The following is a 25,090-nucleotide window of genomic DNA, read 5'->3' as shown; positions in this document are numbered from 1 at the left end:
AGAGGCGCCCTCGGACGATCCAGATCCGGGGGCGCTGCCCCGGCGTGCCCTCCGACCTGCTAGTGCGCCGCGCGGCCGGGCGCGTCGCCGCCCGCGGACCCGTCGTCGTGCCGGGCCCGAGGGATCAGCCGCGCGCGGCCCGGCCGGGGGGCGACGTGGGGTGCTCGGCGGGGTCCTCCGCGGCGTCCTCGGTGGGGTCCTCGCCGCGGTCGAGCGCCCGCCACGCGTCGTCCGCCCGCTGCTCGCCGGTGCGCGCCGCGGCCGCCGGGTCACCCGGCCGCTGGTAGCGCCGGCCCATCGCCGGCCAGCCGCGCCCGCGGACGACGACGAGCGCGCCCACCGCGACGGCGAGCACGCCGGCGACCAGGACGACGACCGGCCCGGTGACCGACAGGTCGACCCGGGCGCCGGCCATGGCGTCGTCGAGCACGGGCAGGTCCGCCGCGCCGGCGTCCACCCGCCCGGCCAGCGCGCCGGCGCCCGACCACCCGAGCGCCCCGCCCGCCGCGGCGACGAGCGCGCCCACCCCGACCCGCGCCGGGCCGCGCACGGCGACCAGGACCACGGCGGCGGCGAGCAGCAGCAGCCCGGTCGCCGGGACGAGCGGCGCGGCGGCGGAGCCGCTGAGCACGGCGCTGACCGGCGGCAGGGGCGGCTGCCGGTCGGCGGTGACCTCCGCCCAGCGCTGCCCCGCGGCGACGAGCGCCAGCCCGCCGGCCGCGGCCGCGCCGAGCACCGCCGCGGTCAGCTCCCGGCGCCGGTCCGCCGTGCTGGACCGGGCGCTCCCGCCCGGCGCGGCCGGCTGGTCGGCAGGGCGGCTCACCGGATTTCCCGCAGGCCTTCCGCCGTGGCGATCGCCGACAGCACCGCCCGGGCCTTGTGCCGGGTCTCGGCCTCCTCGGTCGCGGGGTCGCTGTCGGCGACCACCCCGGCGCCGGCCTGCACGTAGGCCCGGCCCTGGTGCAGCACGGCGGTGCGGATCGCGATCGCCATGTCCATGTCGCCGCTGGCGTCGAGGTAGCCGACGGTGCCGGCGTAGAGCGCCCGGCGGGTCGGCTCGAGCGTCTCGATGATCTCCATGGCCCGCGGCTTGGGCGCCCCCGACACCGTGCCCGCCGGGAAGGTGGCGTCGAAGACGTCCAGGGCGTCGCGGCCGGGCTCCAGCTGCCCCGACACGGTCGAGACCAGGTGCATGACGTGGCTGTAGTGCTCGATCCGCATGAAGTCGGGGACCTCGACGGTGCCCGGCACGCACACCCGACCCAGGTCGTTGCGCGCCAGGTCGACGAGCATGACGTGCTCGGCCCGCTCCTTGGGGTCGGCCCGCAGCCCCTCCGCCAGCCGGACGTCCTCGTCCGGCGTCGCGCCCCGCGGCCGGGTCCCGGCCGGCGGGTGGACGACTGCCGACGAGCCGGTCACCGTGACCAGCGCCTCCGGCGAGGACCCGACGACGTCGAAGGGCGTCTCCCGGCCGGCGAAGCGGAGCAGGTACATGTAGGGCGACGGGTTGGTGGTGCGCAGCACCCGGTACAGGTCCAGCGCGTCGACCCGGGTGTCCACCTCGAAGCGCTGGCTGAGCACCACCTGGAACGCGTCGCCGGCGCGGATGTGCTCGCGGACCCGCTCCACGCCCTCCTCGAAGACGCCCGGCGCCATGTTGCTGCGCACCGGCGGCGCCTCGACGGTCTCCAGCACGGCGATGCTCGCCGGCGCCGCCTTGGTGAGGTCGGCGGCCATCGCGTCGAGCCGGGTCACCGCGTCCGCGTAGGCCTCCGGGGTGCGCTCCAGCGCGTTGGCGATGAGCAGCACCGTGCCGTCGTGGTGGTCGAGCACCGCCACGTCGGTCACCAGCATCATCGCCAGCTCGGGCATGCCGAGGTCGTCGGTGCTGGTCCGCGGCAGCCGCTCCAGGCGCCGGACGACGTCGTAGCCCAGGTAGCCGACCAGCCCGCCGGTGAGCGGGGGCAGCCCCTCGGTGCGCGGCGAGCGCAGCGCCCGGGCGAGGGTGCGGACGGCGGCCAGCGGGTCGGCCGGCAGTTCGTCGGTGAGCCCGGGGACGTCCTCGCCCAGCCACTGCGCGGCGCCGTCCCGCTCGGTGAGCACCCCGGCGCTGCGGACGCCGACGAAGCTGTACCGCGACCACTGCTTGCCCTGCTCGGCCGACTCCAGCAGCACGGTGCCGGGCCGGCCGGCGGCGAGCTTGCGGTAGACGCCGACCGCGGTCTCGCCGTCGGCGAGCAGCCGCCGGGTGACCGGCACGACCCGCTGGTGGAGCCGCGCGAACTCCTCGCGGGTCGGGCTGGTGACGCCGAGCCTCACCGGGCCGCCACCTCCAGGGGCCGGTGGAAGCAGGAGCGCTCCCCCGTGTGGCAGGCCGCGCCCTCCTGGTCGACCAGCACGAGCAGCGCGTCACCGTCGCAGTCCAGCCGCACGTCGCGCACCCACTGGCGGTGGCCGGAGGTCTCGCCCTTGACCCAGTACTCGCGCCGGCTGCGCGACCAGTAGGTGGCCCGGCCGGTGCTCAGCGTGCGGCGCAGCGCCTCGTCGTCCATCCAGGCGAGCATGAGGACCTCGCCGGTGTCGTGCTGCTGGACGACGGCGGCGACGAGCCCCGCCGGGTCACGGCGCAGCAGCGCGGCGACCTCGGGCGCCAGGGCGGACTCGACCGGTGGGACGGCGGACATGCCCCGATTGTCCCTGGCCCGGGGTGCAGGGGTCGCCCCGGCCGCCCGCCGGCGGGCTCACGGCCGGGCCGGGCCGCCCGAGAACCAGGCCTTGCCCGCGCCGAGCAGCACCAGGCCCAGGCCCACGGCCGGCCCGGCCGCGAACAGCAGCACGAACGCCAGGAACACCGTCGTGGGGTCCTCGCCGACGACGTCGGAGCCGAAGCTGGTCAGCCGGACCGCCCAGTAGACGCACAGCGCCAGCTGCACCGCGAAGGAGACGACCAGCACCACGTGCGCGGGCCGGCGCCGGCTGTTGAGCGCCATCACCCCGGCCACGACGAGCAGCACCGCCGAGGCCACCTGCACGAACCCCAGCACGGTCCCCTCGGTCGCCAGCCCGCTCACCTCGCCGGGAGCGACGTCGTCCAGGTCGGCGGCGATGCCGACGAAGGAGGCCAGGAACACCACGTACACCGACGACAGCAGCACCAGCCCGCCCTGCACGAACGCGAGCACCGCCGCGGCGATCACCTGGCCGGGGCGCCTCGGCCCCTGCGGCACCGGCGCCCAGGGCTGCGGGTAGCCGGGCGGGTAGCCCGCCCAGGGCTGCGGGTAGCCGTAGGGCGGCGGGGCCGGCGGCGCGGTCCACGGGGCGGTGCTCGGCGGGCCGGCGTAGGGGGCGCCCGGCTCGGTGGGCGTGTGGGGGTCGGCCCACGGGTCGCGGTCGGTCATCGGCTCGGGCATCAGAGCACAGCGGCCAGGGCGCGGCCGGCCGTGCGGCCGGAGAACAGGCAGCCGCCGAGGAACGTGCCCTCCAGCGACCGGTAGCCGTGCATGCCGCCGCCGCCGAAGCCGGCCACCTCGCCGGCCGCGTACAGCCCGGGGAACGCGTCGCCGCCGGGGCGCAGCACCCGGCCCGACAGGTCGGTCTCCAGCCCGCCCAGGGTCTTGCGGGTGAGCAGGTTGAGCCGGACGGCGACGAGCGGGCCGGCGTCGGGGTCGAGGATCCGGTGCGGCGGGGCCACGCGGATGAGCTTGTCGCCGAGGTAGTTGCGGGCGCTGCGGATCGCCATGACCTGCAGGTCCTTGGTGAACGGGTTGGCGATCTCCCGGTCGCGGCAGACGATCTCGCCCTCCACCGTGGCGACGTCCAGGGCGGGCCGGCCGCCGGTGACCCGGTTCATCCCCTCGACCAGCTCGTGGACGGTGCGGGCGACGACGAAGTCCTCGCCGGCGTCGAGGAACTTCTGCACCGGCGGGGCGACCTCGACCCGGGCGCGCTTGAGCAGCAGCCGCACGTCCTTGCCGGTCAGGTCGGGGTTCTGCTCGGAGCCGGAGAGGGCGAACTCCTTGCCGACGATGCGCTGCGTGGAGACGAACCAGGTGTGCTCGTGGCCGGTCTGCCCGATGTGCGCCAGCGTGCCCAGCGTGTCGAAGCCGGGGAACAGCGGCACCGGCAGCCGCTTGCCGGTGGCGTCGAGCCACAGCGACGACGGCCCGGGCAGGATGCGGATGCCGTGCCGGTCCCACACCGGCGAGTGGTTGGCGACGCCCTCGGTGTAGTGCCACATCCGGTCGCGGTTGACCACGCTGGCGCCGGCGGCCTCGGTGGCCTCGAGCATGCGGCCGTCGACGTGCGCCGGGACGCCGGAGAGCAGCCGCTCCGGCGCGGGCCCGAGCCGGGCCGGCCAGTTCTTGCGCACCAGCTCCGGGTTGCCGCCGATGCCGCCCGAGGTGACGACGACGGCCTGGGCGGTGATCTCGAACGGCTCGACCTCCACGCGGGAGCTGGCCTCGCCGCGGGCGACGTCGCTGGCCTCGAGCACGTGCCCGCGCACGCCGGTGACCGCGCCGCCGCCCACGGCGAGCTCGTCCACGCGGTGGCGGAAGCGCAGCTGCACCAGCCCACGCTCGACGGCGGCGCGCACGCGGCGGGCGAACGGCGCGACGATCCCGGGCCCGGTGCCCCACACGATGTGGAACCGCGGCACGGAGTTGCCGTGCCCGGTGGCGGTGTAGCCGCCGCGCTCGGCCCAGCCGACGATCGGGAAGAAGCCGATCCCCTGCTCCCTGAGCCAGGCGCGCTTCTCGCCCGCGGCGAAGTGCAGGTAGGCCTCGGCCCACTGCCGCGGCCAGTGGTCCTCCTCGCGGTCGAACGCCGCGGTGCCGAACCAGTCCTGCCGGGCCAGCTCGAGCGAGTCGTGCACCCGCAGCCGGCGCTGCTCCGGGGAGTCGACCAGGAACAGCCCGCCGAAGGACCACCACGCCTGCCCGCCGAGGGACTGCTCGGGCTCCTGCTCGAGCAGCACCACGCGCTTGCCGGCGTCGGCCAGCTCGGCGGTGGCCACCAGGCCGGCCAGGCCGGCTCCTACGACGACGACGTCGGTCTCCGTAGTCACGCCCGGGACGCTAGCGGGAACGGCGGCCCTCCCGCCGTCCCCCCGGAGCGCGACTCGCCCGATCCGGCGCCCGGCGGCTGCCGCTCCACTGCCGGACCGGGCGGCGCAGGGTGAGCGCCAGGCACCCGACGGGGCCGACGAGCAGCAGCAGCGCCTGCCAGAGCGCCGCGCCCCCGCCGAGCGCGCCGAAGAGGACCACGAGGCCCAGCAGGCCCAGCAGCAGGACGACGGAGGCGGCGGTGAGCACCAGCCAGCCCCGGCCGCGGCCGACGACGACGAGCACCGCCCCGACCAGCGCCACCGCGGCCAGCACGACCGGCACGGCGACGTACCAGTCGAGGACCTCGGGGTCGCGCAGCAGCCAGGCGAGCCACAGGTGCTCGGCGGCGACCAGGACGCCGAAGACGGCGGCGAACGGCGCCTCCTGGGGGCGCACCGGCGCGACGGGGGCGGCGGGGCGGCCGAGCGGCGCCGAGCGCGGCGAGCGGCGCGGCGCCACCCGGGAGCGCGAGGAGCTGGGCGGCATGGCCGACAGGGTAGGGCGGTGAGCTGCTCAGCCGGTCACGGCCGGCTGGACGACGGCTGGACGGACCCGGGGAACAGCTTCTGCCGCCGCCGCCGGGCGACCCAGTGCCGGACCTGCGGCAGCACGGCCAGCACGGTGGTGACCGCGCCGACCAGCCAGGCGAAGCCGTGGAACCAGGAGAAGCCGCCGCCGAACCCGCCCTGGGCGAGGCCGGCGGTCATGAGCACCGCCAGGAGCGCGGCCGGCACGGCCAGGCCCAGCCAGGAGCGGCCCAGCAGCAGGCGCACCGCGCCCACCAGCAGCGCCCCCGTCCACCCGATGGTGAGCACCAGGACCATCCACTGGCCCGCGTCGTCGCCCGTGCCGCCGGCGATGCTCAGCGCGGCGCTGCCCAGGGCCAGGGTGATGAACGCGCCGGGCAGCGCGAGGACCGCGGCGGTCGCCGCCGCCACGGGCGGGCGGCGCTGCGGGTCGCTGGCCTCGGGCACGGGGGCAGCCTACGGCCGGCGTGCGGCCGCGACCACAGCTCAGCCGACCCGCTCGGGCTCGCCGGCCGACGACCGCCGCCAGGAGGCGTGCAGCCGGGCGTAGGGGCCCTCGGCGCCGACCAGCTCCTCGTGGGTGCCGCGCTGGACGACCCGGCCGGCGTCGACCACCAGCACCTCGTCGGCGCGCTCGGCGGTGGAGAGCCGGTGGGCGATGGTCAGCGTCGTCCGGCCGGCGGTGAGCGTGTCGAGGGCGCGGGTGAGCCGCTGCTCGGTGGCCGGGTCGACCGCGCTGGTGGCCTCGTCGAGCACCAGCAGGTCGGGGTCGGCGACGTAGGCGCGGGCGACGGCGACCAGCTGCCGCTCCCCCGCCGAGAGCGCCTCGCCGCGCTGGCCGACCGGGGTGGCGACGCCGTCGGCGAGGCCCTCGACCCAGGCGCCGAGGCCCAGCTCGTCGAAGGCGGCGGCCACGTGCTCGTCGGTCATGCCGGGGCGGCCGTAGCGCACGTTGTCGGCCACGGTGGCGTCGAAGAGGAAGCCGTCCTGCGGCACCATGACCACCCGCTCGCGCAGCGACGCGAAGGCGACCTCGCGCAGGGGCACACCGCCCAGCAGCACCCGGCCCTCGACCGGGTCCATCAGCCGGGTGACCAGCTTGGCGAACGTGGTCTTGCCCGAGCCGGTCTCGCCGACGATCGCCACGCGGGTGCGCGGGGCGATCTCGAGGTCGACGTCGTCGAGGGCCTTGGGCGCGCCCGGGGCGTAGCGGAAGGTGACGTGCTCGAAGCGGACCGACAGCGGTCCCTCGGGCAGCTGCCGGCCGGCGCCGTCGAGCGCCGGGTCGCGGACGTCGGGCTCGGTGTCGAGCACGTCGAGGACCCGGCGGAACCCGGCGAGGGCGTTCTGCGCCTCGTTGAGCACCTCGCTGGCGGTCTGCACCGGCGCGACGAAGAGGGTGACGAGGAAGAGGAAGGCGACGAGGGTGCCGGCCGTGATGTCGCCGGCCAGGCCCAGCAGCACGCCGACGACGACGACCGCGGCGTTGGCGACGGCCGCGGCCAGCTCGCCGGTGACGAAGACGGCGGCGGTGGTGCGCTGGGCCTTGACCGAGGCGCGGTAGTGCCGGTGGATGGCCCGGTCGATGCGCGCGGCGGTGCGCTCCCGCACCCCGTAGGCGCGGACGGTCGGGGCGCCGACGACGGACTCCGACACCGCGGCCAGCACGTCGCCGACCCGCTCGCGGACCACGCCGTAGACCGTGGCGAGCCGGCGGGCGAAGTACCGGATCGCGAAGGCCAGCGGCACGAAGCAGGCCAGCACCAGCAGCGTCAGCTGCCAGGAGTAGACGGCCATGACCACGATCGCGACGGTCAGCTGGCCGACGCTGATGACCCCGAGGACGCCGCCCCACTGCATGAACACCGACAGCTGGTCGACGTCGCTGGTCACGCGGGAGACCAGCGAGCCGCGCCGCTGGCCCTGCTGGTGCAGCACCGACAGGTCGTGCACGTGCCGGAACGCCCGGACGCGCAGCCCGGCCAGCGCCGTCTCCGTCGTCCGGAACAGCCGGACGTTCATCCGGTAGACGGCGACGGCGGTGAGCAGGACGACGACCGCGCAGACGACCACCAGGTCGCGGACGAGGTCGAGGTCGGGGCCGCCGGGCCCGCTCAGGCCCTCGTCGATGGTCTGCTGGACGGCGATCGGCACGACCACCCGTCCGGCGGTCGCGATCAGCGCGAGCAGGAACGTCAGCGGCAGGCCGCGGCGGAACTCCGGCATCATCCGCAGGCCGCGGCGGAGCGTGGCGAAGGCGCCCTCCTCCCGCCGGTCGGCGGGCAGCTCGATCTCGCTCATGCGGCGGCCGCCTCCTGGTAGGCGCGGACCAGCGCGGCGTAGCCCGGGACGGTCTCCAGCAGCTCCTCGTGGGTGCCGCGGGCGGTCACCCGGCCGTGCTCGAGCCAGACCACCTCGTCGGCGAGGGCGATGGTGGCCTGCCGGTAGGCGACGACCACCACCGTCGACGGCGGGTCGGTGGCCCGCAGCGCGTCGAGGATGCGCTGCTCGACGGCCGGGTCGACGGCGCTGGTGGCGTCGTCGAGGACGAGCAGCCGGGGCCGGCGGACGACGGCGCGGGCCAGGGCGAGCCGCTGCCGCTGGCCGCCCGACAGCGAGGCGCCGCGCTCGCCGACCCGGGTGTCGAGGCCCTCGGGCAGCGCGGCGACGAACTCGTCGGCCGCGGCGGTGCGCAGCGCCGCCCACACCTCGTCGTCGGTGAAGTCGCCGCCGAGGGTGACGTTGCCGCGCACGGTGTCGTCGAAGAGGAAGGTGCCCTGCGGCACGAACGCCGCCTGGCCGCTGACCTCGCCCTCGCGCAGGCGGCGCAGGTCGACGCCGTCGAGCAGCACGTGCCCGTCGGCCGGGTCGACCAGCCGGACCAGCAGCCCGGCCAGCGTGGACTTGCCCGAGCCGGTCGGGCCGACGACGGCGAGCGTGGAGCCCGCCGGCACGTCGAAGGTGACGCCGGCGAGGGTCCGCCGGTGCGCGCCGTCGAAGGAGAAGTCCACGCCGCGCACGCCCAGCGCCGCGCCGCCGGTGCCGGTGGGCGCGGCCTCCGGCCCGTGCGGCGTCTCGCCGGTGGCCTCGAGCACCGGGGTGACCCGGTCGAAGCCGGCCAGCGCCCGGGGCAGGTCGGCGAGCACCCAGCCGATCGCGCGGATGGGCAGCGTGAGCAGGCTGAACAGGTAGGCGATCGAGACCAGGTCGCCGGCGTCGGTGGAACCGTCGGCCACCCGGGTCGCGCCGACCAGCAGGATCGCCAGGATGCCCAGGTTGGGCAGCGCCTCGAGCAGCGGGTCGAACAGGCCGCGCACCCGGCCGACGTCGACCAGGCCGTCGCGCAGCTCCTCGGCGCGCTCCCGGAAGCGCGCGGTCTCGGTGTCCTCGCGGCCGAGGGTCTTCACCACCAGGGCGGCGTCGAAGCTCTCGTGGGCGATCTCGCTCACCTCGGCGCGCAGCTGCTGGGCCCGCTGCATCTTCGGGCTCATCACCTGCGAGTAGACGACGTTGCTGAGGAAGACCAGCGGGAAGACGACCAGGCCGACCAGCGCGATCAGGGGGTCGGTGAGCACCAGCGCCGTCACGGTGATGCCGATCATCACCAGCGCGCCGCAGGCGAAGGGCAGCGGCGCGACGAAGAACCAGGCGCTCTCGACGTCGGAGTTGGCGTTGGACAGCAGCTGCCCGGTGGGGTGCCGCTGGTGCCACGCCAGGGGCAGGCGCAGGTACTGGCCGGTGACCCGGCGGCGGTACTCGGCCTGCAGCCGGTACTGCATGACCCCGGCGAACAGCCGGCGGCCGAGGATGCCGAGGACCTTGAGGACCGCGACGGCGAGGATGACGACCGCGGCCAGGATCAGCGCGCCGGCCGTCGTCCGCCCCTCGCGGAAGGCGGGGAGGACGACGCGGTCGGTGATCTCGCCGATCACGTAGGCGCTGGCGACGGTCATCGCCGCGTAGAGGCTGCTGCCGAGCAGGGCGAGGACGAACATCCCGCGCTGCTCGCGGACGGCGCGCCCCACGTGACGCAGTCCGCGCCGCACCACGGCGTCTCGGCGGGGCACAGCTCTCCTCGGGTCGGGCGGGGGCGGTACCCCGGACTCTACGCGGTCGTTAGGTGCGCTAAACGCCCGACGGCGCCGCACCGGCAACGGTGGCTAACGTGGCGGGATGACCCGCTCTTCCCTGGCCGACCGCGAGCGCGCCGACCTGGCCGAGCTGCTCGCGACGCTGGGGCCGGACGCGCCGACCTGCTGCGCGGGCTGGACCACGGCGCACCTCGCCGCCCACCTCGCCGTCCGTGACCGCCGGCCCGACGCGCTGCCCGGCTACGGGCTGGAGCGGCTCCACCCGGCGCTCGGGGCGTGGGGCCACCGGCTGGAGGACCGGCTGCGCGCCTCGACCGGCTACGAGGACGTGGTGGCGCAGGTCCGCTCGGGGCCGGCGGCGTGGCTGCCCCTGGGCTGGCCGGGTGTGGGGCGGCTGCTCAACACCACCGAGTTCGTCATCCACCACGAGGACGTCCGGCGGGCGCGGCCCGGCTGGACGCCGCGCCGGCTGCCCCGGGCCGACCAGGACCAGCTGTGGCGGGCCGTCGTCGTCCTCGGCCGGCAGGCCGCCGGCCGGGGCCGCACGCTGGTGCTGCGCCGCGCCGACGTCCCCGGCCGGGAGAAGCGGCTCGGCTCCGGCGAGCGGCGCACGGTGCTCACCGGCGAACCGCTGGAGCTGCTGCTCTGGATCAGCGGCCGCAGGGACGTCGCCCGCGTCGCGGTGGGGTGACCCTCAGGCCCCGGCGCGCACGGGGACGCCCGCGGCGGCCAGCCCGGCCTTGACGTCGCCGATGCGCAACGTGCCGAAGTGGAAGACGCTCGCGGCCAGGACGGCGTCGGCGCCCGCCTCGACCGCCGGCGGGAAGTGCTCGACCGCGCCCGCTCCCCCGCTGGCGATCACCGGCACGGCCACCTCGCGGCGCACCGCCCGGATCAGCTCGACGTCGAAGCCGGCGCGGGTGCCGTCGGCGTCCATCGAGTTCAGCAGCACCTCGCCGACGCCGAGCCCGGCGGCCTGCACCACCCACTCGACGGCGTCCCGGCCGGTGCCGCGCCGCCCGCCGTGGGTGGTGATCTCGAAGCCGGAGTCGGTGACCGCGCCGTCGCGCACCCGCCGGGCGTCGAGGGAGAGCACCAGCACCTGGTTGCCGAAGCGGTCGGCGATCTCGGCGATCAGCTCGGGCCGGGCGACCGCGGCGGTGTTGACGGCGACCTTGTCGGCGCCGGCGCGCAGCAGCCGGTCGACGTCGGCCACCGACCGCACCCCGCCGCCCACGGTGAGCGGGATGAAGACGCTCTCCGCCGTCCGCCGGACGACGTCGTAGGTGGTCTCGCGGTCGCCGGAGCTGGCCGTGATGTCGAGGAAGGTCAGCTCGTCGGCGCCCTCGGCGTCGTAGACGCGGGCCATCTCCACCGGGTCGCCGGCGTCGCGCAGGTTGACGAAGTTGACCCCCTTGACCACCCGGCCGGCGTCGACGTCCAGGCACGGGATGACCCGCACGGCCAGGCTCACGACAACTCCTCGCTGGCGCTCGTCGCCGTCGTTCGCCTCCGGGCCGTGCCCCCGGACGAGCTCGCACGCTCGCTCGTCATGCCGCCCCCTCCCGCACAGCGTCGGCCTCGATCTCGACCAGCATCGCGGGGTCGATCAGGGCGGCCACCTGCACCATCGAGGTGGCCGGGCGGATGTCGCCGAACGCCTCGCCGTGCGCCCGGCCGACCTCCTCCCACCGGGAGATGTCGGTGACGAACATCCGGGTGCGCACGACGTCGGCCAGCGCGAACCCGGCCCGCTCCAGCGCCGCCGAGAGGTTGGCGATCGCCTGCCTCGTCTGCGCGTAGGCGTCCCCGGGGGCGACGACGGCGCCGTCGACCGTCGCCGTCGTCCCGCTGACCCACGCCGTGTCGCCGCGGACGACGACGCGGCTGTAGCCGACGACCGACTCCCAGGGCGTGTCCGAGCCGAACCGGAGCACGGTCACGACGACGCCACCGCCAGCGCCTCGGGCAGCGTGAACGCGCCGGCGTAGAGCGCCTTGCCCACGATCGCGCCCTCGACGCCGACCGCGGTCAGGCCGGCCAGCGCGCGGATGTCGTCGAGCGAGCTGATCCCGCCGGAGGCGACCACCGGCCGGTCGGTGGCGGCGCACACCTCGCGCAGCAGGTCGAGGTTGGGCCCGCGCAGGGTGCCGTCCTTGGTGATGTCGGTGACCACGTAGCGGGCGCAGCCCTCGGCGTCGAGCCGGGCGAGGGTCTCGTAGAGCTCGCCGCCCTCGCGGGTCCAGCCGCGGGCGGCCAGCCGGGTGCCGCGCACGTCGAGCCCGACCGCGATGCGGTCGCCGTGCTCGGCGATCGCCTCCGCGCACCACTCCGGCGACTCCAGCGCCGCGGTGCCGAGGTTGACCCGGCGGCAGCCGGTGGCCAGGGCCGCGGCCAGCGACTCGTCGTCGCGGATGCCGCCGGAGAGCTCGACGTCGACGTCCAGCTCGCCGACGACGCGTGCGAGCAGCTCGCGGTTGGAGCCCCGGCCGAAGGCGGCGTCGAGGTCGACCAGGTGCACCCACTCGGCGCCGTCGCGCTGCCAGGTCAGCGCCGCCTCGAGCGGGTCGCCGTAGGAGGTCTCGCTGCCGGCCTCGCCCTGGACCAGGCGCACGGCCTGGCCGTCGGCGACGTCGACGGCGGGGAGCAGCTGCAGCTTCGGCACGGCGACAAGGGTAGGAGGCGGCCGATCGGCGCCTGGCAGGGTGAGGTGCGTGGAGTTCGCCGAGGTGGTCCGCCGCCGGCGCATGGTGCGCGACTACGACCCCGACCGGCCGGTGCCGCCGGAGGTCCGCGAGCGGCTGCTCGAGCACGCGATCCGGGCGCCGTCGGCCGGGTTCAGCCAGGGCTGGGCGTTCCTCGTGCTGGAGTCGCCCGAGGAACGGGAGCGGTTCTGGGCGGCGACGACCGGACCCGGTGCGCCCGACGCCTGGCTGACCCGCATGCGCCGGGCCCCGCTGCTGGTCGTCCCGCTGTCGCACAAGGCCGCCTACCTCGACCGCTACGCCGAACCCGACAAGGGCTGGACCGACCGCGACGAGGCCCGCTGGCCGGTCCCCTACTGGGACGTCGACACCGGCATGGCCGCGCTGCTCGTGCTGCTGACCGCCGTCGACGAGGGGCTCGGTGCCTGCTTCTTCGGCATCCCGCCCGAGCGGATCCCGTCGTTCCGGGAGGCGTTCGGCGTCCCGGAGGCGTACCGGCCCGTCGGCTGCGTCTCGGTCGGCTACCCCGGCGCGCAGGACCGCCGGTCGCCGTCGCTGCGCCGCGGCCGCCGGGGTCTGGACGAGGTGGTGCACCGCGGGCACTGGTGACCCCGCCGGCGCGTTGCCCTGCCATGGAGGCACCGCGGATCCGTGCTGGCGACGCCGACCGCTCCCGGGTCGTCGAACGCCTCGGCCGGCACCTGGGCGAGGGGCGGCTGACCGTCGCGGAGTTCGACGAGCGGGTGGCCGCCGCCTACGCGGCCGTCCACCTCGACGAGCTCCCGGCGCTGACCGCCGACCTGCCGCCCGACCCGCCCCCGGCGGTCGAGCGGGCTCCGGTCCCCCGCCGGCCCGCCCCGGCGTGGCGGCAACCCGCCGTGGTCCAGCTGCTGCTCGTGCTGATCGCGATGTGGTCGGTGGCCGCGGTGGCCGCCGGCGTGCCGCCGGTCCTGCCGCTGGTCCTGGGCTTCCTGCTGCTGCGCCAGCACCGCTGGCGGGGCCACGGGTGAGCTGAGCGGCGCACACTGCCCGGGTGGCCGTCCGCCTCCCCCGCCGCGCCGGGCGGCGCACCAACCTGGGGCTGCTGACCCTGCTGGTGGTCGCCGCCGGGTCGGGGGTGCTCGCCTACGGGGTGGGGACGACGGGGCCGGCCGCGGTGGTCGTCGCCGTCCACGGCGCCGCCGGGCTCGGGCTGCTGCTGCTCGTGCCGTGGAAGGCCGTCGTCGTCCGGCGGGCGTGGCGGCTGCCCCGCGAGCGGCGGGCGCCCGGCGCGGCGCTGTTCCTGGCGTTCCTCGTCGTCGTCACGGTGGCCAGCGGGGTGCTGCACTCGGTCGGGGTCACCGGCCCCTGGCCGGCGCCGGCCGGGATCTCCGCCCTGCAGGTGCACGTCGGCGCGGCGATCTGCCTGCTGCCGGTGCTGGTGGTGCACGTGCGGGGCCGGCGCCAGCGGTTCCGCGCCGACGACCTCCGCCGGCGCGCGCTGCTGCAGGCCGGCGCCCTCGGGCTCGGCGCCGCCGCGCTGTGGGGCGCCGGCGAGGGCCTGCTGCGGCTGACCGGGGCGCCGGGGGCCGGCCGGCGGGCCACCGGCTCGCACGAGCGCGGCTCGTTCGACCCGGCCGCGATGCCGGTCACCCAGTGGATCGGCGACACCGTGCCCGGGACGCCGGCCGACGCGCTGGTCGTGGTGCGCGGCGACCGGCGGGTGCGGGTGCCGGTGCGCGCGCTCGACCGCGGCGACCGGGTGCGCGCCGTCCTCGACTGCACCGGCGGCTGGTACGCCGTCCAGGACTGGTCCGGCGTGCGGCTGGACCGGCTGCTGGCCGACGTCGTCGGCGACCTCCCCGACGGCGGCAGCGTCGACGTCGTCTCGGTCACCGGCTACCGGCGGCGGCTGCCGCTCTCCGACGCCGGCGCGCTGCTGCTGGCGACCTCGGCGGCCGGGGAGCCGCTGTCGGCGGGCCACGGCGCGCCGGTGCGGCTGGTGGCGCCCGGCCGGCGCGGGTTCTGGTGGGTGAAGTGGGTGGCGCGCATCGAGGTGGTCGACCGGCCTTGGTGGGCGCAGTCGCCGTTCCCGCTGCAGTGACCTCCCGGCCGCCGCTCAGCCCAGCGGCACCGTCGCGGCGACGAGCACCAGGTCGGAGCTGTGCGAGCCCGCGGCGTCGACGCCGGCCGGGCGGGGCGTGAACCCGGGCAGCCCGTCGAGGCCGTTGCTGCCGTCCATCACGCGCAGGTCCAGCGCACCGCCGCCCTCGACGGTCATCGTGACCTCCAGCCCGTCGGCCGGCAGGGCGTGGAAGGTCAGCCACAGCGCCGACTCCCCCAGCGCCTCCTCCGGCACGTCGCGCCCCTCGGCGCGGGCCGCGACCACGGTGCCGCCGCCGGCGTCCAGGTCGAGGGTGACGAACCGCACCCCCTCGCGCTGCGGCACCACCCGCACGGTCACCTCCCGGGTGGCGCCGGTGGCCCGGTCGGTGACGGTCTCGACCGCGGGCGCCGGCAGGTCGGCCACCTCGGCCTCGCCGGTCCAGAGGTCCTCCTCCGTGCGCAGGTACGGGTACTCGGCGGGCAGCGGCTGCCGCACGTCCATGTAGAGGTCGGTGTAGGCGCCGGGGTCGGCCTCGGCCGAGGCCCACCAGGCCTGGCCGGCGTCGGTGTCGAGCACGTACACCAGCTGGGTGGGCACCGGGTGGCGCTCGTCGAACCGGTCCACGACCAGGCCCGCCGCGGTGCAGGCGGCGGCGACCACGACCGCGACCCCGGGCACCGCCACGGCGCCGAGCCGGCGGCCCTCGGGGAACAGCAGCTCGAACGCGGGCAGCAGGGCGAGCGCGCCGATCGTCGTCACCACCGACGGCGCCGCGGCCGCGGACAGCCCGAGCGCCGGGAGGAACATCGCCACCGTCGGGGCCAGGACGACCACGGCGACGGCGCCGGCCACCAGCGCCGCGACCGGGCGGAGCGCGGGGGCGGTGACCAGCGCGGCCAGCGCGCCGACCAGGGCCGGCAGCGTGGCCAGGTAGGACCCTCCCGGCGCCAGCGCGGCGAGCACCGCGCCGAGCCCCGCCGACCAGACCAGCGCGCCGCCGACCAGCGCGGCCGGCCCGATGCGCCGCCGCAGCAGCGCGTACCAGGTGAGCACCACGGCCAGCACGAGCGCGACCGTGGCCACGCGGTACCAGCCGGGCCGCCACGGGTCGAGCATCGACGAGTAGCCCGGTCGGACGAGCACCAGCAGCCGCCACAGCGCCAGCACGGCCAGCGGGGCCAGGGCCAGCGGGAGCAGCGCGAGCCCCGCCCCGGCGGCCGTCCGGCCGAGCGGGGAGAGGCCCCGCCGGGCGTTCACCCCGACCAGCACCGCGACCGCCGCGAGCGCGGCCACCGCCAGCGGCCAGACCAGCGAGCCCGGGTAGCGCACCAGCTGCCCGAGCACCGGGAAGTAGGTGGCGTCGCCGTCGGCCGGCTCGGCCAGCGCGGTCAGGTCGCGGTCGCCGAGGTCGCGGGCGAGCCCGAGGGCCACCTCCCCGAGCCCCTGCAGGCTGGCGGGGTCCTGCCGGTCGGGGGTGTCCTGCGGGCCGTGGTAGGCGGCGGCGCCGTCGATGAACGCGGTGTTCATGCCGGTGTAGCCGCCGTCGGCGAGGAACGGGCTGAAGTCGGTGTCGTTGGGCAGCGCCCGGTACACCTCGACGGCGAAGCTGGTGGCGACCGGGTTCGGGACGGCGTCGGCGTACACGTCGGCCAGGCCGGCGTTGCCCACGGAGGTCTCGAACATGATCGGCGGGCCGCCGGTGCCGCGGGCCTCGAAGTTGAGCACCACCCCGCCCTGCGCGAGCGGGTGCGAGTCGGCGAACGCCTCGGCGCCGCAGAGGCACGCCTCCTCGGAGTCGGTGAGGACGACGACGACGTCGTTGCGCGGCTGCGGGCCGGCGGTCAGCGCGCGGACGGACTCCAGCAGGGCCGCCACGCCGGCGCCGTCGTCGCTGGCGCCGGGGCCGGCCTCGGCGGAGTCGTGGTGGGCGACGAGGAAGAGCCGGCCGGTCGGGTCGCTGCCCGGCAGCACCGCGACGACGTTGCGCACCGTCGCCATGCCCGCCCCGTGGGTGCGCGACTGCCAGGCGCCCACCGAGTTCTGCACCCGGGTGTCGAGCCCGAGGCCGCTGAGCGTGTCGACCAGGTACCGGACCACCTCGGCGTTCTCGGCGCTGCCGGCCACGTGGTTCTGCGCGCCGAGCCGCTGGACGTGGTCGGCGGCGCGGGTCGCGCTGAACGAGTCGGCGGGGGCGTCGCGGGGCGCCGGGTCCGGTGGCTGGACGGACAGGACCGCCCAGACGGCCAGGCCGAGCAGCAGCGCGAGGACGACGAGCCCGGCGAGGGGCCGCCGTCCGGGAGCAGACTGCACGCGCGCCTCCAGGGTGGCCGGGACGAGGTCGGCGTCACCCTAGGTGCACGTCGGGTCGCGGCCCGGCGTCAGTCCAGCGTGTCGAGCCAGTTCGTGAGCAGCTGCGCGCCGGCGTCCCCGCTCTTCTCCGGGTGGAACTGGGTCGCCGAGAGGGCGCCGTTCTCCACGCCGGCGACGAACCGGTCGCCGTGCTCGGCCCAGGTGACCAGCGGCGGCGCGATCCTGCTCGGCGTCCCGTCGGTGCCGAGGGGGAAGTCGCGGACCCCGTAGGAGTGCACGAAGTAGAAGCGCTGGTCGGCGAGCCCGTCGAACAGGACGCTGCCGCCGGGCACGTCGACGGTGTTCCAGCCCATGTGCGGCAGCACCGGGGCCTTGAGCTGCTCGACGGTGCCCGGCCACTCGCCGCAGCCGTCGGCGTCGTGCCCGTGCTCGACGCCGCGCTCGAAGAGGATCTGCATGCCGACGCAGATGCCGAGCACCGGACGGCCGCCGGCCAGCCGGCGGCCGATGACCCGCGGCCCGTCGACGGCGCGCAGCCCCTGCATGCAGGCGGCGAAGGCGCCCACGCCGGGGACCACGAGGCCGTCGGCGTCCAGCGCGGCCCGGGCGTCGGCGGTCACGGTGACGTCGGCGCCCACCCGGGCCAGCGCGCGCTCGGCGCTGCGGAGGTTGCCCGACCCGTAGTCGAGGACGACGACCTTCTTCACACCTGCCACGGTACGTGGCAGCGGCTCAGCGGCCTGCGGGATTCCCGGCCGCGGAGGTGTCGGGCATCGCACGCGCGCGGGGCGCGAGGTCGGCGTAGACGCCGTGGTGGTCGCTGGGCTGCACGCCGTCGACCGGCTCGTGCACGGCCAGGCCGGCGTCGACGATGCGCAGCGTCGGGCCGTGGTCGCCGCAGCGGATGAGGACGTGGTCGATCCGCCGCCCGCGGTCGAGCCCCGGCTCGTCGACGGCGGTGAGCGGGTTGCGCGGGTCGAACGTCCAGCCGGGCGCCTCGCCGTGCACGCTCTCCCAGGCGTCGCGGTAGGCCGTGGAGAGACCCTGGAGGGACGTCCGCCCGGTGAGGAACCGCATGCTCGAGGTGTGCGGCTCGGCGTTGAAGTCGCCGCCGAGGACGACGTGCGCCGGCTCCTCCCCCACCAGCTCCTCGACGCACCGGGCGACGGCGACGGCCTGCAGCTCCCGCTCGCGCTCGGCCCACCACGCCCACGACGCACCGTGGCTGCCCACGAGCAGCCGCCCGACGGGGCTGTCGACCTCGGCCAGGACGGTGCCGCAGGCGTAGTCCCACGTGCGGTCGGTCAGGTGCAGGTCCACCTCGTGGACGGCGCGGATCGACCACCGGCTGGCCACCGAGGAGCCGCGGTGGCTGCCGTCGCCGACGAGGCCCTGCCGCTGGTGGACGAGGTGGTAGCCGTCGCCGAGCAGCTCGCGGGCGGTGTCCCCGTCGTCGTCGACGACCGCTTCCTGCAGCGCGAGGACGTCGGCGTCGAGGCCGCGCAGGGCCTGCGCCAGGGCATGGCGGCGGCGCTGCCAGTCGCCGTGCCGGGCGAAGAGGTTCACCGTCGCGACCCGGATGCTGCCGGGCGCTCGTACCTCCGCCACGCCGACCACGCTAGCGACCTCCGGAACCGGTGGACAAGTCGCTGAGCTGGGGATTCAGGGAGCGAGCCCGCTCGTGTGGCGCTAGACCTCGAACAGCTGTACGGCCAGGCGGGGAGGTGTTCGGTGGACGGGCTGACGACGGCGCTCGACGCGATGGCCGCCGATGATCTGCATGCCCTGGCCGACTGCGAACTGCTCGACCGCACCCGGGAGCTGGTCACGCTGCGGTCGCGGATCGACGCCGAGCTGTCGCGCACGGTGCGGGTTGCGCAGAACCGGCAGTCGTTCGAGCACGACGGCGCCCGCACCGGACAGGCGTGGCTGCGCGGGCACTGCCGGCTCTCCAACGCCGCCGCCACCCAGCTGGTGCCGGCTGAGCCGCCGTGAGGTGGTCGATCACGCTGGAGCGCCTGCGTGCTCCCAGGGCAGCACGGTGAGCTCGGGCCAGCACGCCTGCCAGCGGGCCGCCTTCTGCTCGTACACGTGCCGGGGCGCCAGGCGCGGGTTCGGGCGGACCACCAGGTCGAAGAGGTCCGCGTACCCGAACGGCGCGTAGACCTCGGGCGTCCCGCCGCCCACCCGGATGCCGTACGCGCAGCAGACCGCGGCGAAGGAGTCGATCGCGTCCTTGCAGCCGGCGAACGGGCGGGCCGGGACGCCGAACCGCTCCTCGTACCAGAGGTGCACCCGGGCCTCGTTGCGGATCTCGACCGGCACCGGCGCATCGGCGAACAGCTCGGCGCCGCGGCGGATGACGGTGTCCTCGGCGTCCCAGGACGTGTCCCCGTCGAAGTAGAAGAGGTCGGCGTCGCGGACGCCGTGCCCCGGCGGCCGCCCGGTGAGGCAGTTCCACACCGCCTGGAAGAGCACGCCGGCGGTGAGCCACGCGTCCTGCAGACCGAGCCGCGGCGCCGGGTCGAGGACGGCACGCACCACCGGGTCGGCCAGGACGATCCCGAGGAAGCGCTCCTCGTTCACACCAGGCGCAGGATGCCCGACGCCGTCGCCAGCAGGGCGGCGACCAGCACGACGACCGCGAACACGGCCTGCGCCGTGGTGCGCGGGCGCTCGTCGGTGTTCAGCTTCCACAGGCTCCAGGAGGCCCCCAGCAGGAAGCCGCCGAGCACCAGCAGCAGGACGCCCGAGTCCATGTCGTCGGGTGCGCGGCGGTTACAGCGCGCCCTTGGTCGACGGGATGCCGCCGATCCGCGGGTCGATCGCCACCGCGGCGCGCAGCGCCCGGGCCAGGGCCTTGAACTGGCCCTCGACGATGTGGTGGGCGTCGCGACCGGCGTAGAGGACGCGCACGTGCAGGCTGATCCGCGCGTTGAAGGCGAACGACTCGAGGACGTGCCTGGTGAGCGACGTCGGGTAGTCCGGCCCGATCATCGGCGTCATGCCCTCGGGCTCGGCGTGCACGAAGTAGGGCCGGCCGGAGAGGTCGACCGCCGCCTGGACGAGCACCTCGTCCATGGGGATCGTGGCGTCGCCGTAGCGGGTGATGCCCTTCTTGTCGCCCAGCGCCTCGGCGAAGGCCTGGCCGAGCGCGATCGCGACGTCCTCCACCGTGTGGTGGGCGTCGATGTGCAGGTCGCCGTCGGCGCGCACGGTGATGTCGATGCCGCTGTGCCGGGCCAGCGAGTTGAGCATGTGGTCGTAGAAGCCGACCCCCGTGCTGATGTCGCCGGCGCCGGTGCCGTCGAGGTCGATCTCGACGACGAGCTTGGTCTCGCTCGTCGCCCGTTCGATCCGTGCAGTGCGGCTCATGAGGCCGAGTCTCCCAGAGTGGTCCGGTGCTCCGGCGCGATCTCCCCCAGAGCGGTGAGGAACGCGTCGGTCTCCTCCGGCGTGCCCGCGGTCACCCGCAGCCAGCCGGGCAACCCGACGTCGCGGACGAGCACGTCGCGGTCGAGCAGCGCCTGCCAGGCGGCGTGCGCGTCGGCGAAGTGCCCGAACAGGACGAAGTTCGCGTCGCTCGGCACGCTGGTCAGCCCGAGCCCGGGCAGCGCGGCGACGATCCGGTCGCGCTCGGCCTTGACCGCCTCCACCGTGGCCAGCAGCGCCGGAGTGTGCGCCAGCGCCGTCCGCGCGGCCGCCTGGGTCAGCGACGAGAGGTGGTACGGCAGCCGCACCAGCTGGACCGCGTCGACGACGGCGGGGTCGGCGGCCAGGTAGCCCAGGCGCAGCCCGGCCATGCCGAAGGCCTTGCTCATCGTCCGGCTGACCACCAGGCGCGGACGGCCCGGCAGCAGGGTGAGCGCCGACGGCGTGCCGGCCCGCGCGAACTCCGCGTACGCCTCGTCGACGACCAGCACGCCGTCGGTGGCGGCGTAGAGCTCGGCGATCGTCTCCAGCGCCACGGCGGTGCCGGTCGGGTTGTTCGGGCTGGTCACGAAGACGACGTCCGGCCGCGCCTCGCGCACCTGCGCCACGGCCGCGGCGGCGTCGATGGTGAAGTCGGCCCGCCGGCGCCCGTCGACCCAGGCCGTGCCCGTGCCGGCGGAGATGATCGGGTGCATCGAGTACGACGGCGTGAACCCCAGCGCGGTGCGCCCGCTGCCGCCGAAGGCCTGCAGCAGCTGCTGGAGCACCTCGTTGGAGCCGTTCGCCGCCCACACCTGCGCCGGCTCCACCCGCTCCCCCGACGTCCGGGTGAGGTAGGCGGCGAGGTCGGCCCGCAGCCCGACCGCGTCGCGGTCGGGGTAGCGGTTCAGCCCGGACGACGCCTCGGCCAGCGCCGTGGCCAGGTCGGCCAGCAGCTCGGGCGGGAGCGGGTACGGGTTCTCGTTCGTGTTGAGCCGGTGCTTCACGGCCAGCTGCGGGGCGCCGTAGGGCGTGCGGCCGCGCAGCTCCGGCCGCAGCGGGAGCTCGTCGAGACCGGTCATGCGCGGGTGCGGGCCCGGACGGCGGCGGCGTGCGCGGGCAGGTCCTCGGCGCCGGCCAGGGCGTCGATGTGCGGCGCCACCTCGGCCAGCGCGGCCTCGTCGTACTCGACGACGTGGATGCCGCGCAGGAACGACTGCACCGACAGGCCGCTGGAGTGCCGCGCGCACCCGCCGGTGGGCAGCACGTGGTTCGACCCGGCCGCGTAGTCGCCCAGCGACACCGGCGACCAGGGGCCGACGAAGATCGCGCCGGCGTTGCGCACCCGCAGCGCGACGTCGCGGGCGTCCCGGGTCTGCACCTCGAGGTGCTCGGCGGCGTAGGCGTCGACCACCCGCAGCCCGGCGTCGAGATCGTCGACCAGCACGACGCCGGACTGGCTGCCGTCGAGCGCGGTGAGGATGCGGTCGGAGTGCTTGGTGGCGGCCACCTGCCCGGGCACCAGCTCCAGGACGGCGTCGGCGAGCTCCTCGCTCGTCGTCACCAGGACCGCGCCGGCCAGCGGGTCGTGCTCGGCCTGGCTGATCAGGTCGGCCGCGACGTGCACCGGGTCGGCGGTCTCGTCGGCGAGGATCGCCACCTCGGTGGGCCCGGCCTCGGAGTCGATGCCGATCAGGCCGCGCAGCAGCCGCTTGGCCGCCGTCGTGTAGACGTTGCCCGGCCCGGTGACCATGTCGACCGGCTCGCAGGAGCCCGCGCCGTAGCCGAACACCGCGATCGCCTGCGCGCCGCCGACCGCGTACACCTCGGTGACGCCGAGCAGCGCGCAGGCCGCGAGCACCCCCGGGTCGGGCAGGCCGCCGTGGTCACGCTGCGGTGGCGAGGCGACGGCGATCGACTCGACGCCGGCGATCTGCGCGGGCACGACGTTCATCACGACGCTGGAGAGCAGCGGCGCCAGGCCGCCGGGCACGTAGAGGCCCACGCGGCGGACCGGCAGCCAGCGCTCGGTGACCGTGCCGCCGGGCACCACCTGGGTGGTGACGTCGGTGCGCCGCTGGTCGGTGTGCACCTTCCGCACGCGGGAGATGGCCTCCTCCAGCGCGGTGCGAAGGGTGGGGTCGCACTCGGCGAGGGCGCGGTCGAGCGCGGCCTGCGGGACGGCGAAGTCCTCCAGGTCGACGCCGTCGAGGCGGGCGGTGATCTCGCGGACCGCCTGGGCGCCGCGGATGCGCACGTCCTCGCACAGCGGGCGGACCGTGGCCAGGACGGAGTCGACGTCGGTGGCGGCCCGGGGCAGCAGGCCGGCGAGCTCGCGGGCTCCCGGCAGCGCGGATCCACGCAGGTCGATGCGGGCGAGCACGGGACACCTCCGGACGGCGGACGCGGAACCCCCAGGGTAGCCAGCGGGGCGGGGACGCCCCTCCCCCGGCCGGGCACCGGCGCCCGTAGGCTCGGGGCGTGGGCGAGCTGATCCCGCTGTTCCCGCTGGGCTCGCCCCTGTTCCCCGGCGTCGTGCTGCCGCTGAACATCTTCGAGCCCCGCTACCGGCGGCTGGTGCAGGACCTGATCGCGCTGCCGGCCGGCAGCGACCGCCGCTTCTTCGGCGTCGTCGCCATCCGCCAGGGCTGGGAGGTCGAGGAGGTCGCGCCGGCCGCGGCGCTCTACGACGTCGGCTGCACCGCCCGGCTGCAGGCGGTGCGCCCCCAGCCGGACGGCCGCTACCGCATCGTGACCGTCGGCGGCGAGCGGTTCCGCCTGCTCGACGTCGTCGTCGGCGACGACCCGCCCTACCTGCAGGCCGAGGTGGAGTGGTTGGCCGAGGAGGAAGCGGCCGCCGAGCGGGCGGCCGCCACCGACGGGCTCGCCGGGCCGGCCGGCGCCGACCTGGCCGCCGACGTCGCCCGCACCTCGATGTCGGTGCTCGTGCGCGGGGTGCGGGAGCTGTTCACCCGCTACGTCGCCGAGGTCGCCGCGCTGCGCGGCGGCGGGTGGGCCCCCGGGGACGACGAGGACCTCGACCCCGACCTCACCGACCCGGGCGACGGCCCCGAGCGGCTGTCGGTGGGCGCGCAGACCGCGGCCCTGCTGCGCGAGGTGGCCGACGACCCGCGCGCGCTGTCGTGGCTGGTCGCCTCGGCGGCGCTGCTGACCACCGAGGACCGGCAGGCGCTGCTGGCGGTGCCGGCCACCCGGCGGCGGCTGGCGGCGGAGTCCCGGCTGCTGCGGCGCGAGCTGACCCTGCTGCAGACCCTGGGCGCGGTGCCCGTGCCGCTGCAGGAGTTCGCCACACCGATGACCGTCAACTGAGATGAGAACCCGCCGCGCGGGCGGTCCTCGCTGACGTGACCGACGACGACCTCCCCCGCTCCATCGGCCGCCCGGCGAGCGGCGCGCTGCGCGAGGCCGGGATCACCCGGCTGTCGCAGCTGACGGCGCTCCGCGAGCGCGAGCTGCTCGCCCTGCACGGCGTCGGGCCCAAGGCGGTCCGGCTGCTCCGGGAGGCGCTCGCCGACCGGGGGCTGTCGTTCGCCGGCTGATCAGTCGGTGGGCCGGCCGGCCGGCGGCACGTCGACCAGCCTGCGGTCCGGGATGCCGGGCACCTCGGGTGCGGCGGGCCGGAGCGCCGGCCCGCCCGCGCGGCCGAGGTCGTCGCGCCGGGTGAGCATCGCCGGGAGCACGTAGGCCAGCACGGCGAAGAACGGGCCGACGGCCAGCGCCGGCACCGAGTTGAGCGTCAGGCTCGTGGTCACCGTGGCGCCGACGTCGGACAGCTGCTCCTGGCTGGGGCCCGGGCCGAGCAGCTCGCCGAGCTGCCAGGCGATCCCTCCAGCCGCGGCGGAGCCGAGCGCGACGGCGGCGAGCACCGCCAGGCCCCGCCGCCGGCGCAGCAGCGACCAGCCGAGCACGCCGGCGAGCAGCCCCAGCCCGGCGACGAGGAGCGTGTAGACGGCGTCGTCGATGGCAAGGAGCTCCTGGCTGGGGTTGCCCTCCACCACCGGCCCGTCGGCGGTGACCGTGAAGTCGGCGCGCGGCGCCAGCGCCCACCACAGCACGCCCAGCGGGAAGCCGGCCAGCGCGAGCACGCCGGTCACGAGGACGGCGGGGCGGAGGTCGCCGCGGACCTCGGCCCACGCCGACCAGGGCCGCCGGGCCGCGAGGGCTGGCGTGCCGTCGGGTGCGGTGAGCCCGCCCAGCGCCGCCGACCCGGCCGGATCGGTCGGGGCGGCGGCCGAGAAGTGGTCCGGGGCGTCGCTCATGCCCACAGTGAACCCCGATCCGCTGGGGGACGGCGCACGGGGCGCGCGGATACCGTGGGGCGTGGACGGCTTCGGGGGCATGCGGCCGGCGGAGGTGGTCGCGGTCGTGGACGCCCTGGCGGCGTCCGGCTGCCGCTGCTGGCTCGAGGGCGGCTGGGGCGTGGACGCCCTCGCCGGCCGGCAGACCCGGGCGCACCGGGACGTCGACCTGGCGATCGACGCGGCCGAGGAGGCCGACGTCCTCGCCGCGCTCGCGGGTCTGGGCTACGCCGTCGAGACCGACCAGCGGCCGACGAGGGTCGAGCTCGTGGCGCCGGGTCGGGGCCGGGTGGACGTGCACCCGCTCGTGTTCGGCGCCGACGGCAGCGGCGTGCAGACCGGGCCGGGTGGCGAGCGGTGGGTCTACCCCGCCGACTGCTGGACCACCGGCCGGGTCGCCGGGCGGACCGTCGGCTGCGTCTGCGCCGCCCAGCAGGTCGCCTGGCGCTCCGGCTACGAGCTGCGCACCGTCGACCACCACGACCTCGCCGTGCTCCGCCTGCTGCTCGCCGCCCCGACGACGGGGTGACCTCCGG

Annotated in this window: 29 protein-coding genes; 8 read left to right on the top strand and 21 right to left on the bottom strand. The window is 76.5% G+C overall.

Annotated elements, in window-relative coordinates; all coding sequences use genetic code 11:
• Nucleotides 1–124 precede the first annotated feature (124 nt).
• Genes ACI78S_RS16015 through ACI78S_RS15975 form a run of 9 tightly spaced genes read right to left on the bottom strand, consistent with a single transcriptional unit; the run spans nucleotide 125 to nucleotide 9,657 of the window.
• The gene (locus tag ACI78S_RS16015; RefSeq protein ID WP_456975046.1) at nucleotides 125–823 is read right to left on the bottom strand and encodes a Trp biosynthesis-associated membrane protein; all 699 of its coding nucleotides are present in this window, start codon (nucleotides 821–823) and stop codon (nucleotides 125–127) included.
• Complete coding sequence (locus tag ACI78S_RS16010) at nucleotides 820–2,319, bottom strand: anthranilate synthase component I (RefSeq protein WP_456975044.1); 1,500 nt, start codon at nucleotides 2,317–2,319, stop codon at nucleotides 820–822. Before ACI78S_RS16010 ends, ACI78S_RS16015 begins: the two co-directional genes overlap by 4 nt.
• Nucleotides 2,316–2,684, bottom strand: a complete 369-nt coding sequence (gene hisI, locus ACI78S_RS16005) for a phosphoribosyl-AMP cyclohydrolase (protein WP_456975042.1) — start codon at nucleotides 2,682–2,684, stop codon at nucleotides 2,316–2,318. Before hisI ends, ACI78S_RS16010 begins: the two co-directional genes overlap by 4 nt.
• Before the next feature lie 57 nt (nucleotides 2,685–2,741).
• A complete protein-coding gene (locus tag ACI78S_RS16000; RefSeq protein ID WP_456975040.1) occupies nucleotides 2,742–3,410 on the bottom strand; it encodes a hypothetical protein in 669 nt (222 codons plus the stop codon).
• Nucleotides 3,410–5,065 carry an FAD-binding dehydrogenase gene (locus ACI78S_RS15995; RefSeq protein ID WP_456975038.1) on the bottom strand — a complete coding sequence of 552 codons (1,656 nt, stop codon included), beginning with the start codon at nucleotides 5,063–5,065 and terminating at the stop codon, nucleotides 3,410–3,412. The genes ACI78S_RS16000 and ACI78S_RS15995 overlap by 1 nt, the downstream gene beginning before the upstream one ends.
• A 10-nt stretch (nucleotides 5,066–5,075) precedes the next feature.
• Nucleotides 5,076–5,591 carry a hypothetical protein gene (locus tag ACI78S_RS15990; RefSeq protein ID WP_456975036.1) on the bottom strand — a complete coding sequence of 172 codons (516 nt, stop codon included), beginning with the start codon at nucleotides 5,589–5,591 and terminating at the stop codon, nucleotides 5,076–5,078.
• Nucleotides 5,592–5,626: 35 nt separating this feature from the next.
• Nucleotides 5,627–6,079, bottom strand: coding sequence for a hypothetical protein (locus ACI78S_RS15985; RefSeq protein ID WP_456975034.1), 453 nt, complete (start codon nucleotides 6,077–6,079; stop codon nucleotides 5,627–5,629).
• Between the two features lie 39 nt (nucleotides 6,080–6,118).
• Nucleotides 6,119–7,933, bottom strand: a complete 1,815-nt coding sequence (locus ACI78S_RS15980; protein ID WP_456975032.1) for an ABC transporter ATP-binding protein — start codon at nucleotides 7,931–7,933, stop codon at nucleotides 6,119–6,121.
• Complete coding sequence (locus ACI78S_RS15975; protein ID WP_456975030.1) at nucleotides 7,930–9,657, bottom strand: ABC transporter ATP-binding protein; 1,728 nt, start codon at nucleotides 9,655–9,657, stop codon at nucleotides 7,930–7,932. Before ACI78S_RS15975 ends, ACI78S_RS15980 begins: the two co-directional genes overlap by 4 nt.
• 148 nt (nucleotides 9,658–9,805) lie before the next feature.
• On the opposite strand from ACI78S_RS15975, the gene ACI78S_RS15970 reads away from it, so the two are divergent.
• Nucleotides 9,806–10,414 carry a TIGR03085 family metal-binding protein gene (locus ACI78S_RS15970; protein ID WP_456975028.1) on the top strand — a complete coding sequence of 203 codons (609 nt, stop codon included), beginning with the start codon at nucleotides 9,806–9,808 and terminating at the stop codon, nucleotides 10,412–10,414.
• Between the two features lie 3 nt (nucleotides 10,415–10,417).
• On the opposite strand, the gene hisF is transcribed toward ACI78S_RS15970, so the two are convergent.
• The 3 genes from hisF to priA all read right to left on the bottom strand — a co-directional run bounded on the left by hisF (nucleotide 10,418) and on the right by priA (nucleotide 12,388).
• The gene (hisF, locus tag ACI78S_RS15965) at nucleotides 10,418–11,197 is read right to left on the bottom strand and encodes an imidazole glycerol phosphate synthase subunit HisF (RefSeq protein ID WP_456975026.1); all 780 of its coding nucleotides are present in this window, start codon (nucleotides 11,195–11,197) and stop codon (nucleotides 10,418–10,420) included.
• A gap of 76 nt (nucleotides 11,198–11,273) precedes the next feature.
• Nucleotides 11,274–11,666, bottom strand: coding sequence for a RidA family protein (locus tag ACI78S_RS15960; RefSeq protein ID WP_456975024.1), 393 nt, complete (start codon nucleotides 11,664–11,666; stop codon nucleotides 11,274–11,276).
• Complete coding sequence (gene priA, locus ACI78S_RS15955; protein ID WP_456975022.1) at nucleotides 11,663–12,388, bottom strand: bifunctional 1-(5-phosphoribosyl)-5-((5-phosphoribosylamino)methylideneamino)imidazole-4-carboxamide isomerase/phosphoribosylanthranilate isomerase PriA; 726 nt, start codon at nucleotides 12,386–12,388, stop codon at nucleotides 11,663–11,665. The genes ACI78S_RS15960 and priA overlap by 4 nt, the downstream gene beginning before the upstream one ends.
• A gap of 49 nt (nucleotides 12,389–12,437) precedes the next feature.
• On the opposite strand from priA, the gene ACI78S_RS15950 reads away from it, so the two are divergent.
• The 3 genes from ACI78S_RS15950 to ACI78S_RS15940 are packed head-to-tail and all read left to right on the top strand — an operon-like array spanning nucleotide 12,438 to nucleotide 14,511.
• Nucleotides 12,438–13,037, top strand: coding sequence for a nitroreductase family protein (locus ACI78S_RS15950; RefSeq protein ID WP_456975020.1), 600 nt, complete (start codon nucleotides 12,438–12,440; stop codon nucleotides 13,035–13,037).
• Nucleotides 13,038–13,060: 23 nt separating this feature from the next.
• Nucleotides 13,061–13,438 carry a DUF1707 SHOCT-like domain-containing protein gene (locus ACI78S_RS15945; RefSeq protein ID WP_456975018.1) on the top strand — a complete coding sequence of 126 codons (378 nt, stop codon included), beginning with the start codon at nucleotides 13,061–13,063 and terminating at the stop codon, nucleotides 13,436–13,438.
• A gap of 23 nt (nucleotides 13,439–13,461) precedes the next feature.
• Nucleotides 13,462–14,511, top strand: a complete 1,050-nt coding sequence (locus ACI78S_RS15940) for a molybdopterin-dependent oxidoreductase (protein WP_456975016.1) — start codon at nucleotides 13,462–13,464, stop codon at nucleotides 14,509–14,511.
• A 15-nt stretch (nucleotides 14,512–14,526) separates the two neighbouring features.
• Here ACI78S_RS15940 and ACI78S_RS15935 read toward each other — a convergent pair whose 3' ends face one another.
• From ACI78S_RS15935 to ACI78S_RS15925, 3 genes are all read right to left on the bottom strand, one after another.
• Nucleotides 14,527–16,824, bottom strand: a complete 2,298-nt coding sequence (locus ACI78S_RS15935; RefSeq protein WP_456975014.1) for a M20/M25/M40 family metallo-hydrolase — start codon at nucleotides 16,822–16,824, stop codon at nucleotides 14,527–14,529.
• A 68-nt stretch (nucleotides 16,825–16,892) separates the two neighbouring features.
• On the bottom strand, nucleotides 16,893–17,531 hold the full coding sequence (gene hisH / locus ACI78S_RS15930; RefSeq protein ID WP_456975012.1) for an imidazole glycerol phosphate synthase subunit HisH: 639 nt from the start codon (nucleotides 17,529–17,531) through the stop codon (nucleotides 16,893–16,895).
• A 25-nt stretch (nucleotides 17,532–17,556) separates the two neighbouring features.
• Complete coding sequence (locus tag ACI78S_RS15925) at nucleotides 17,557–18,432, bottom strand: endonuclease/exonuclease/phosphatase family protein (protein WP_456975010.1); 876 nt, start codon at nucleotides 18,430–18,432, stop codon at nucleotides 17,557–17,559.
• 123 nt (nucleotides 18,433–18,555) lie between these two features.
• Between ACI78S_RS15925 and ACI78S_RS15920 the strand changes: the two genes are divergently transcribed.
• Nucleotides 18,556–18,819 carry a hypothetical protein gene (locus ACI78S_RS15920; protein ID WP_456975008.1) on the top strand — a complete coding sequence of 88 codons (264 nt, stop codon included), beginning with the start codon at nucleotides 18,556–18,558 and terminating at the stop codon, nucleotides 18,817–18,819.
• A gap of 9 nt (nucleotides 18,820–18,828) precedes the next feature.
• On the opposite strand, the gene ACI78S_RS15915 is transcribed toward ACI78S_RS15920, so the two are convergent.
• The 5 genes from ACI78S_RS15915 to hisD are packed head-to-tail and all read right to left on the bottom strand — an operon-like array spanning nucleotide 18,829 to nucleotide 22,618.
• Complete coding sequence (locus ACI78S_RS15915) at nucleotides 18,829–19,410, bottom strand: nucleotidyltransferase family protein (protein WP_456975006.1); 582 nt, start codon at nucleotides 19,408–19,410, stop codon at nucleotides 18,829–18,831.
• Nucleotides 19,407–19,583 (bottom strand): hypothetical protein, encoded by a 177-nt coding sequence (locus ACI78S_RS15910; protein WP_456975004.1) that lies wholly within the window; start codon nucleotides 19,581–19,583, stop codon nucleotides 19,407–19,409. Before ACI78S_RS15910 ends, ACI78S_RS15915 begins: the two co-directional genes overlap by 4 nt.
• Before the next feature lie 19 nt (nucleotides 19,584–19,602).
• Nucleotides 19,603–20,199, bottom strand: coding sequence for an imidazoleglycerol-phosphate dehydratase HisB (gene hisB / locus ACI78S_RS15905; RefSeq protein WP_456975002.1), 597 nt, complete (start codon nucleotides 20,197–20,199; stop codon nucleotides 19,603–19,605).
• Nucleotides 20,196–21,317: a histidinol-phosphate transaminase gene (locus tag ACI78S_RS15900; RefSeq protein ID WP_456975000.1), complete on the bottom strand. Its 1,122-nt coding sequence runs from the start codon at nucleotides 21,315–21,317 to the stop codon at nucleotides 20,196–20,198. Before ACI78S_RS15900 ends, hisB begins: the two co-directional genes overlap by 4 nt.
• Entirely contained in the window at nucleotides 21,314–22,618 is a 1,305-nt protein-coding gene (gene hisD / locus ACI78S_RS15895; protein ID WP_456974998.1) for a histidinol dehydrogenase, read from the bottom strand. Before hisD ends, ACI78S_RS15900 begins: the two co-directional genes overlap by 4 nt.
• A gap of 98 nt (nucleotides 22,619–22,716) precedes the next feature.
• On the opposite strand from hisD, the gene ACI78S_RS15890 reads away from it, so the two are divergent.
• Both ACI78S_RS15890 and ACI78S_RS15885 read left to right on the top strand, forming a co-directional pair.
• The gene (locus ACI78S_RS15890; protein WP_456974996.1) at nucleotides 22,717–23,565 is read left to right on the top strand and encodes an LON peptidase substrate-binding domain-containing protein; all 849 of its coding nucleotides are present in this window, start codon (nucleotides 22,717–22,719) and stop codon (nucleotides 23,563–23,565) included.
• Between the two features lie 35 nt (nucleotides 23,566–23,600).
• Nucleotides 23,601–23,795, top strand: a complete 195-nt coding sequence (locus ACI78S_RS15885) for a DNA-binding protein (protein ID WP_456974994.1) — start codon at nucleotides 23,601–23,603, stop codon at nucleotides 23,793–23,795.
• Here ACI78S_RS15885 and ACI78S_RS15880 read toward each other — a convergent pair whose 3' ends face one another.
• A complete protein-coding gene (locus ACI78S_RS15880) occupies nucleotides 23,796–24,515 on the bottom strand; it encodes a hypothetical protein (RefSeq protein WP_456974992.1) in 720 nt (239 codons plus the stop codon).
• A gap of 61 nt (nucleotides 24,516–24,576) precedes the next feature.
• Here ACI78S_RS15880 and ACI78S_RS15875 point away from each other — a divergent pair, with 61 nt between their 5' ends.
• A complete protein-coding gene (locus ACI78S_RS15875; protein ID WP_456974990.1) occupies nucleotides 24,577–25,083 on the top strand; it encodes a nucleotidyltransferase domain-containing protein in 507 nt (168 codons plus the stop codon).
• The last annotated feature ends 7 nt before the right edge of the window (nucleotides 25,084–25,090 follow it).

The sequence above is a fragment of the Geodermatophilus sp. SYSU D00815 genome, from assembly GCF_054050035.1.
The sequence above is the reverse complement of the archived record's forward strand: the minus strand, read 5'-3'. Positions and strand labels throughout refer to the sequence as shown.

Bases quoted from the DNA above. Each gene is read 5' to 3' on its own strand.
- hisI (WP_456975042.1), bottom strand. From the start codon at position 2,684: ATGTCCGCCGTCCCACCGGTCGAGTCCGCCCTGGCGCCCGAGGTCGCC.
- hisB (WP_456975002.1), bottom strand. From the start codon at position 20,199: ATGAGCCGCACTGCACGGATCGAACGGGCGACGAGCGAGACCAAGCTC.
- ACI78S_RS15900 (WP_456975000.1), bottom strand. From the start codon at position 21,317: ATGACCGGTCTCGACGAGCTCCCGCTGCGGCCGGAGCTGCGCGGCCGC.
- ACI78S_RS15990 (WP_456975036.1), bottom strand. From the start codon at position 5,591: ATGCCGCCCAGCTCCTCGCGCTCCCGGGTGGCGCCGCGCCGCTCGCCG.
- ACI78S_RS15880 (WP_456974992.1), bottom strand. From the start codon at position 24,515: ATGAGCGACGCCCCGGACCACTTCTCGGCCGCCGCCCCGACCGATCCG.
- ACI78S_RS16000 (WP_456975040.1), bottom strand. From the start codon at position 3,410: ATGCCCGAGCCGATGACCGACCGCGACCCGTGGGCCGACCCCCACACG.
- ACI78S_RS15970 (WP_456975028.1), top strand. From the start codon at position 9,806: ATGACCCGCTCTTCCCTGGCCGACCGCGAGCGCGCCGACCTGGCCGAG.
- ACI78S_RS15980 (WP_456975032.1), bottom strand. From the start codon at position 7,933: ATGAGCGAGATCGAGCTGCCCGCCGACCGGCGGGAGGAGGGCGCCTTC.
- ACI78S_RS15945 (WP_456975018.1), top strand. From the start codon at position 13,061: ATGGAGGCACCGCGGATCCGTGCTGGCGACGCCGACCGCTCCCGGGTC.
- ACI78S_RS15910 (WP_456975004.1), bottom strand. From the start codon at position 19,583: ATGGACTCGGGCGTCCTGCTGCTGGTGCTCGGCGGCTTCCTGCTGGGG.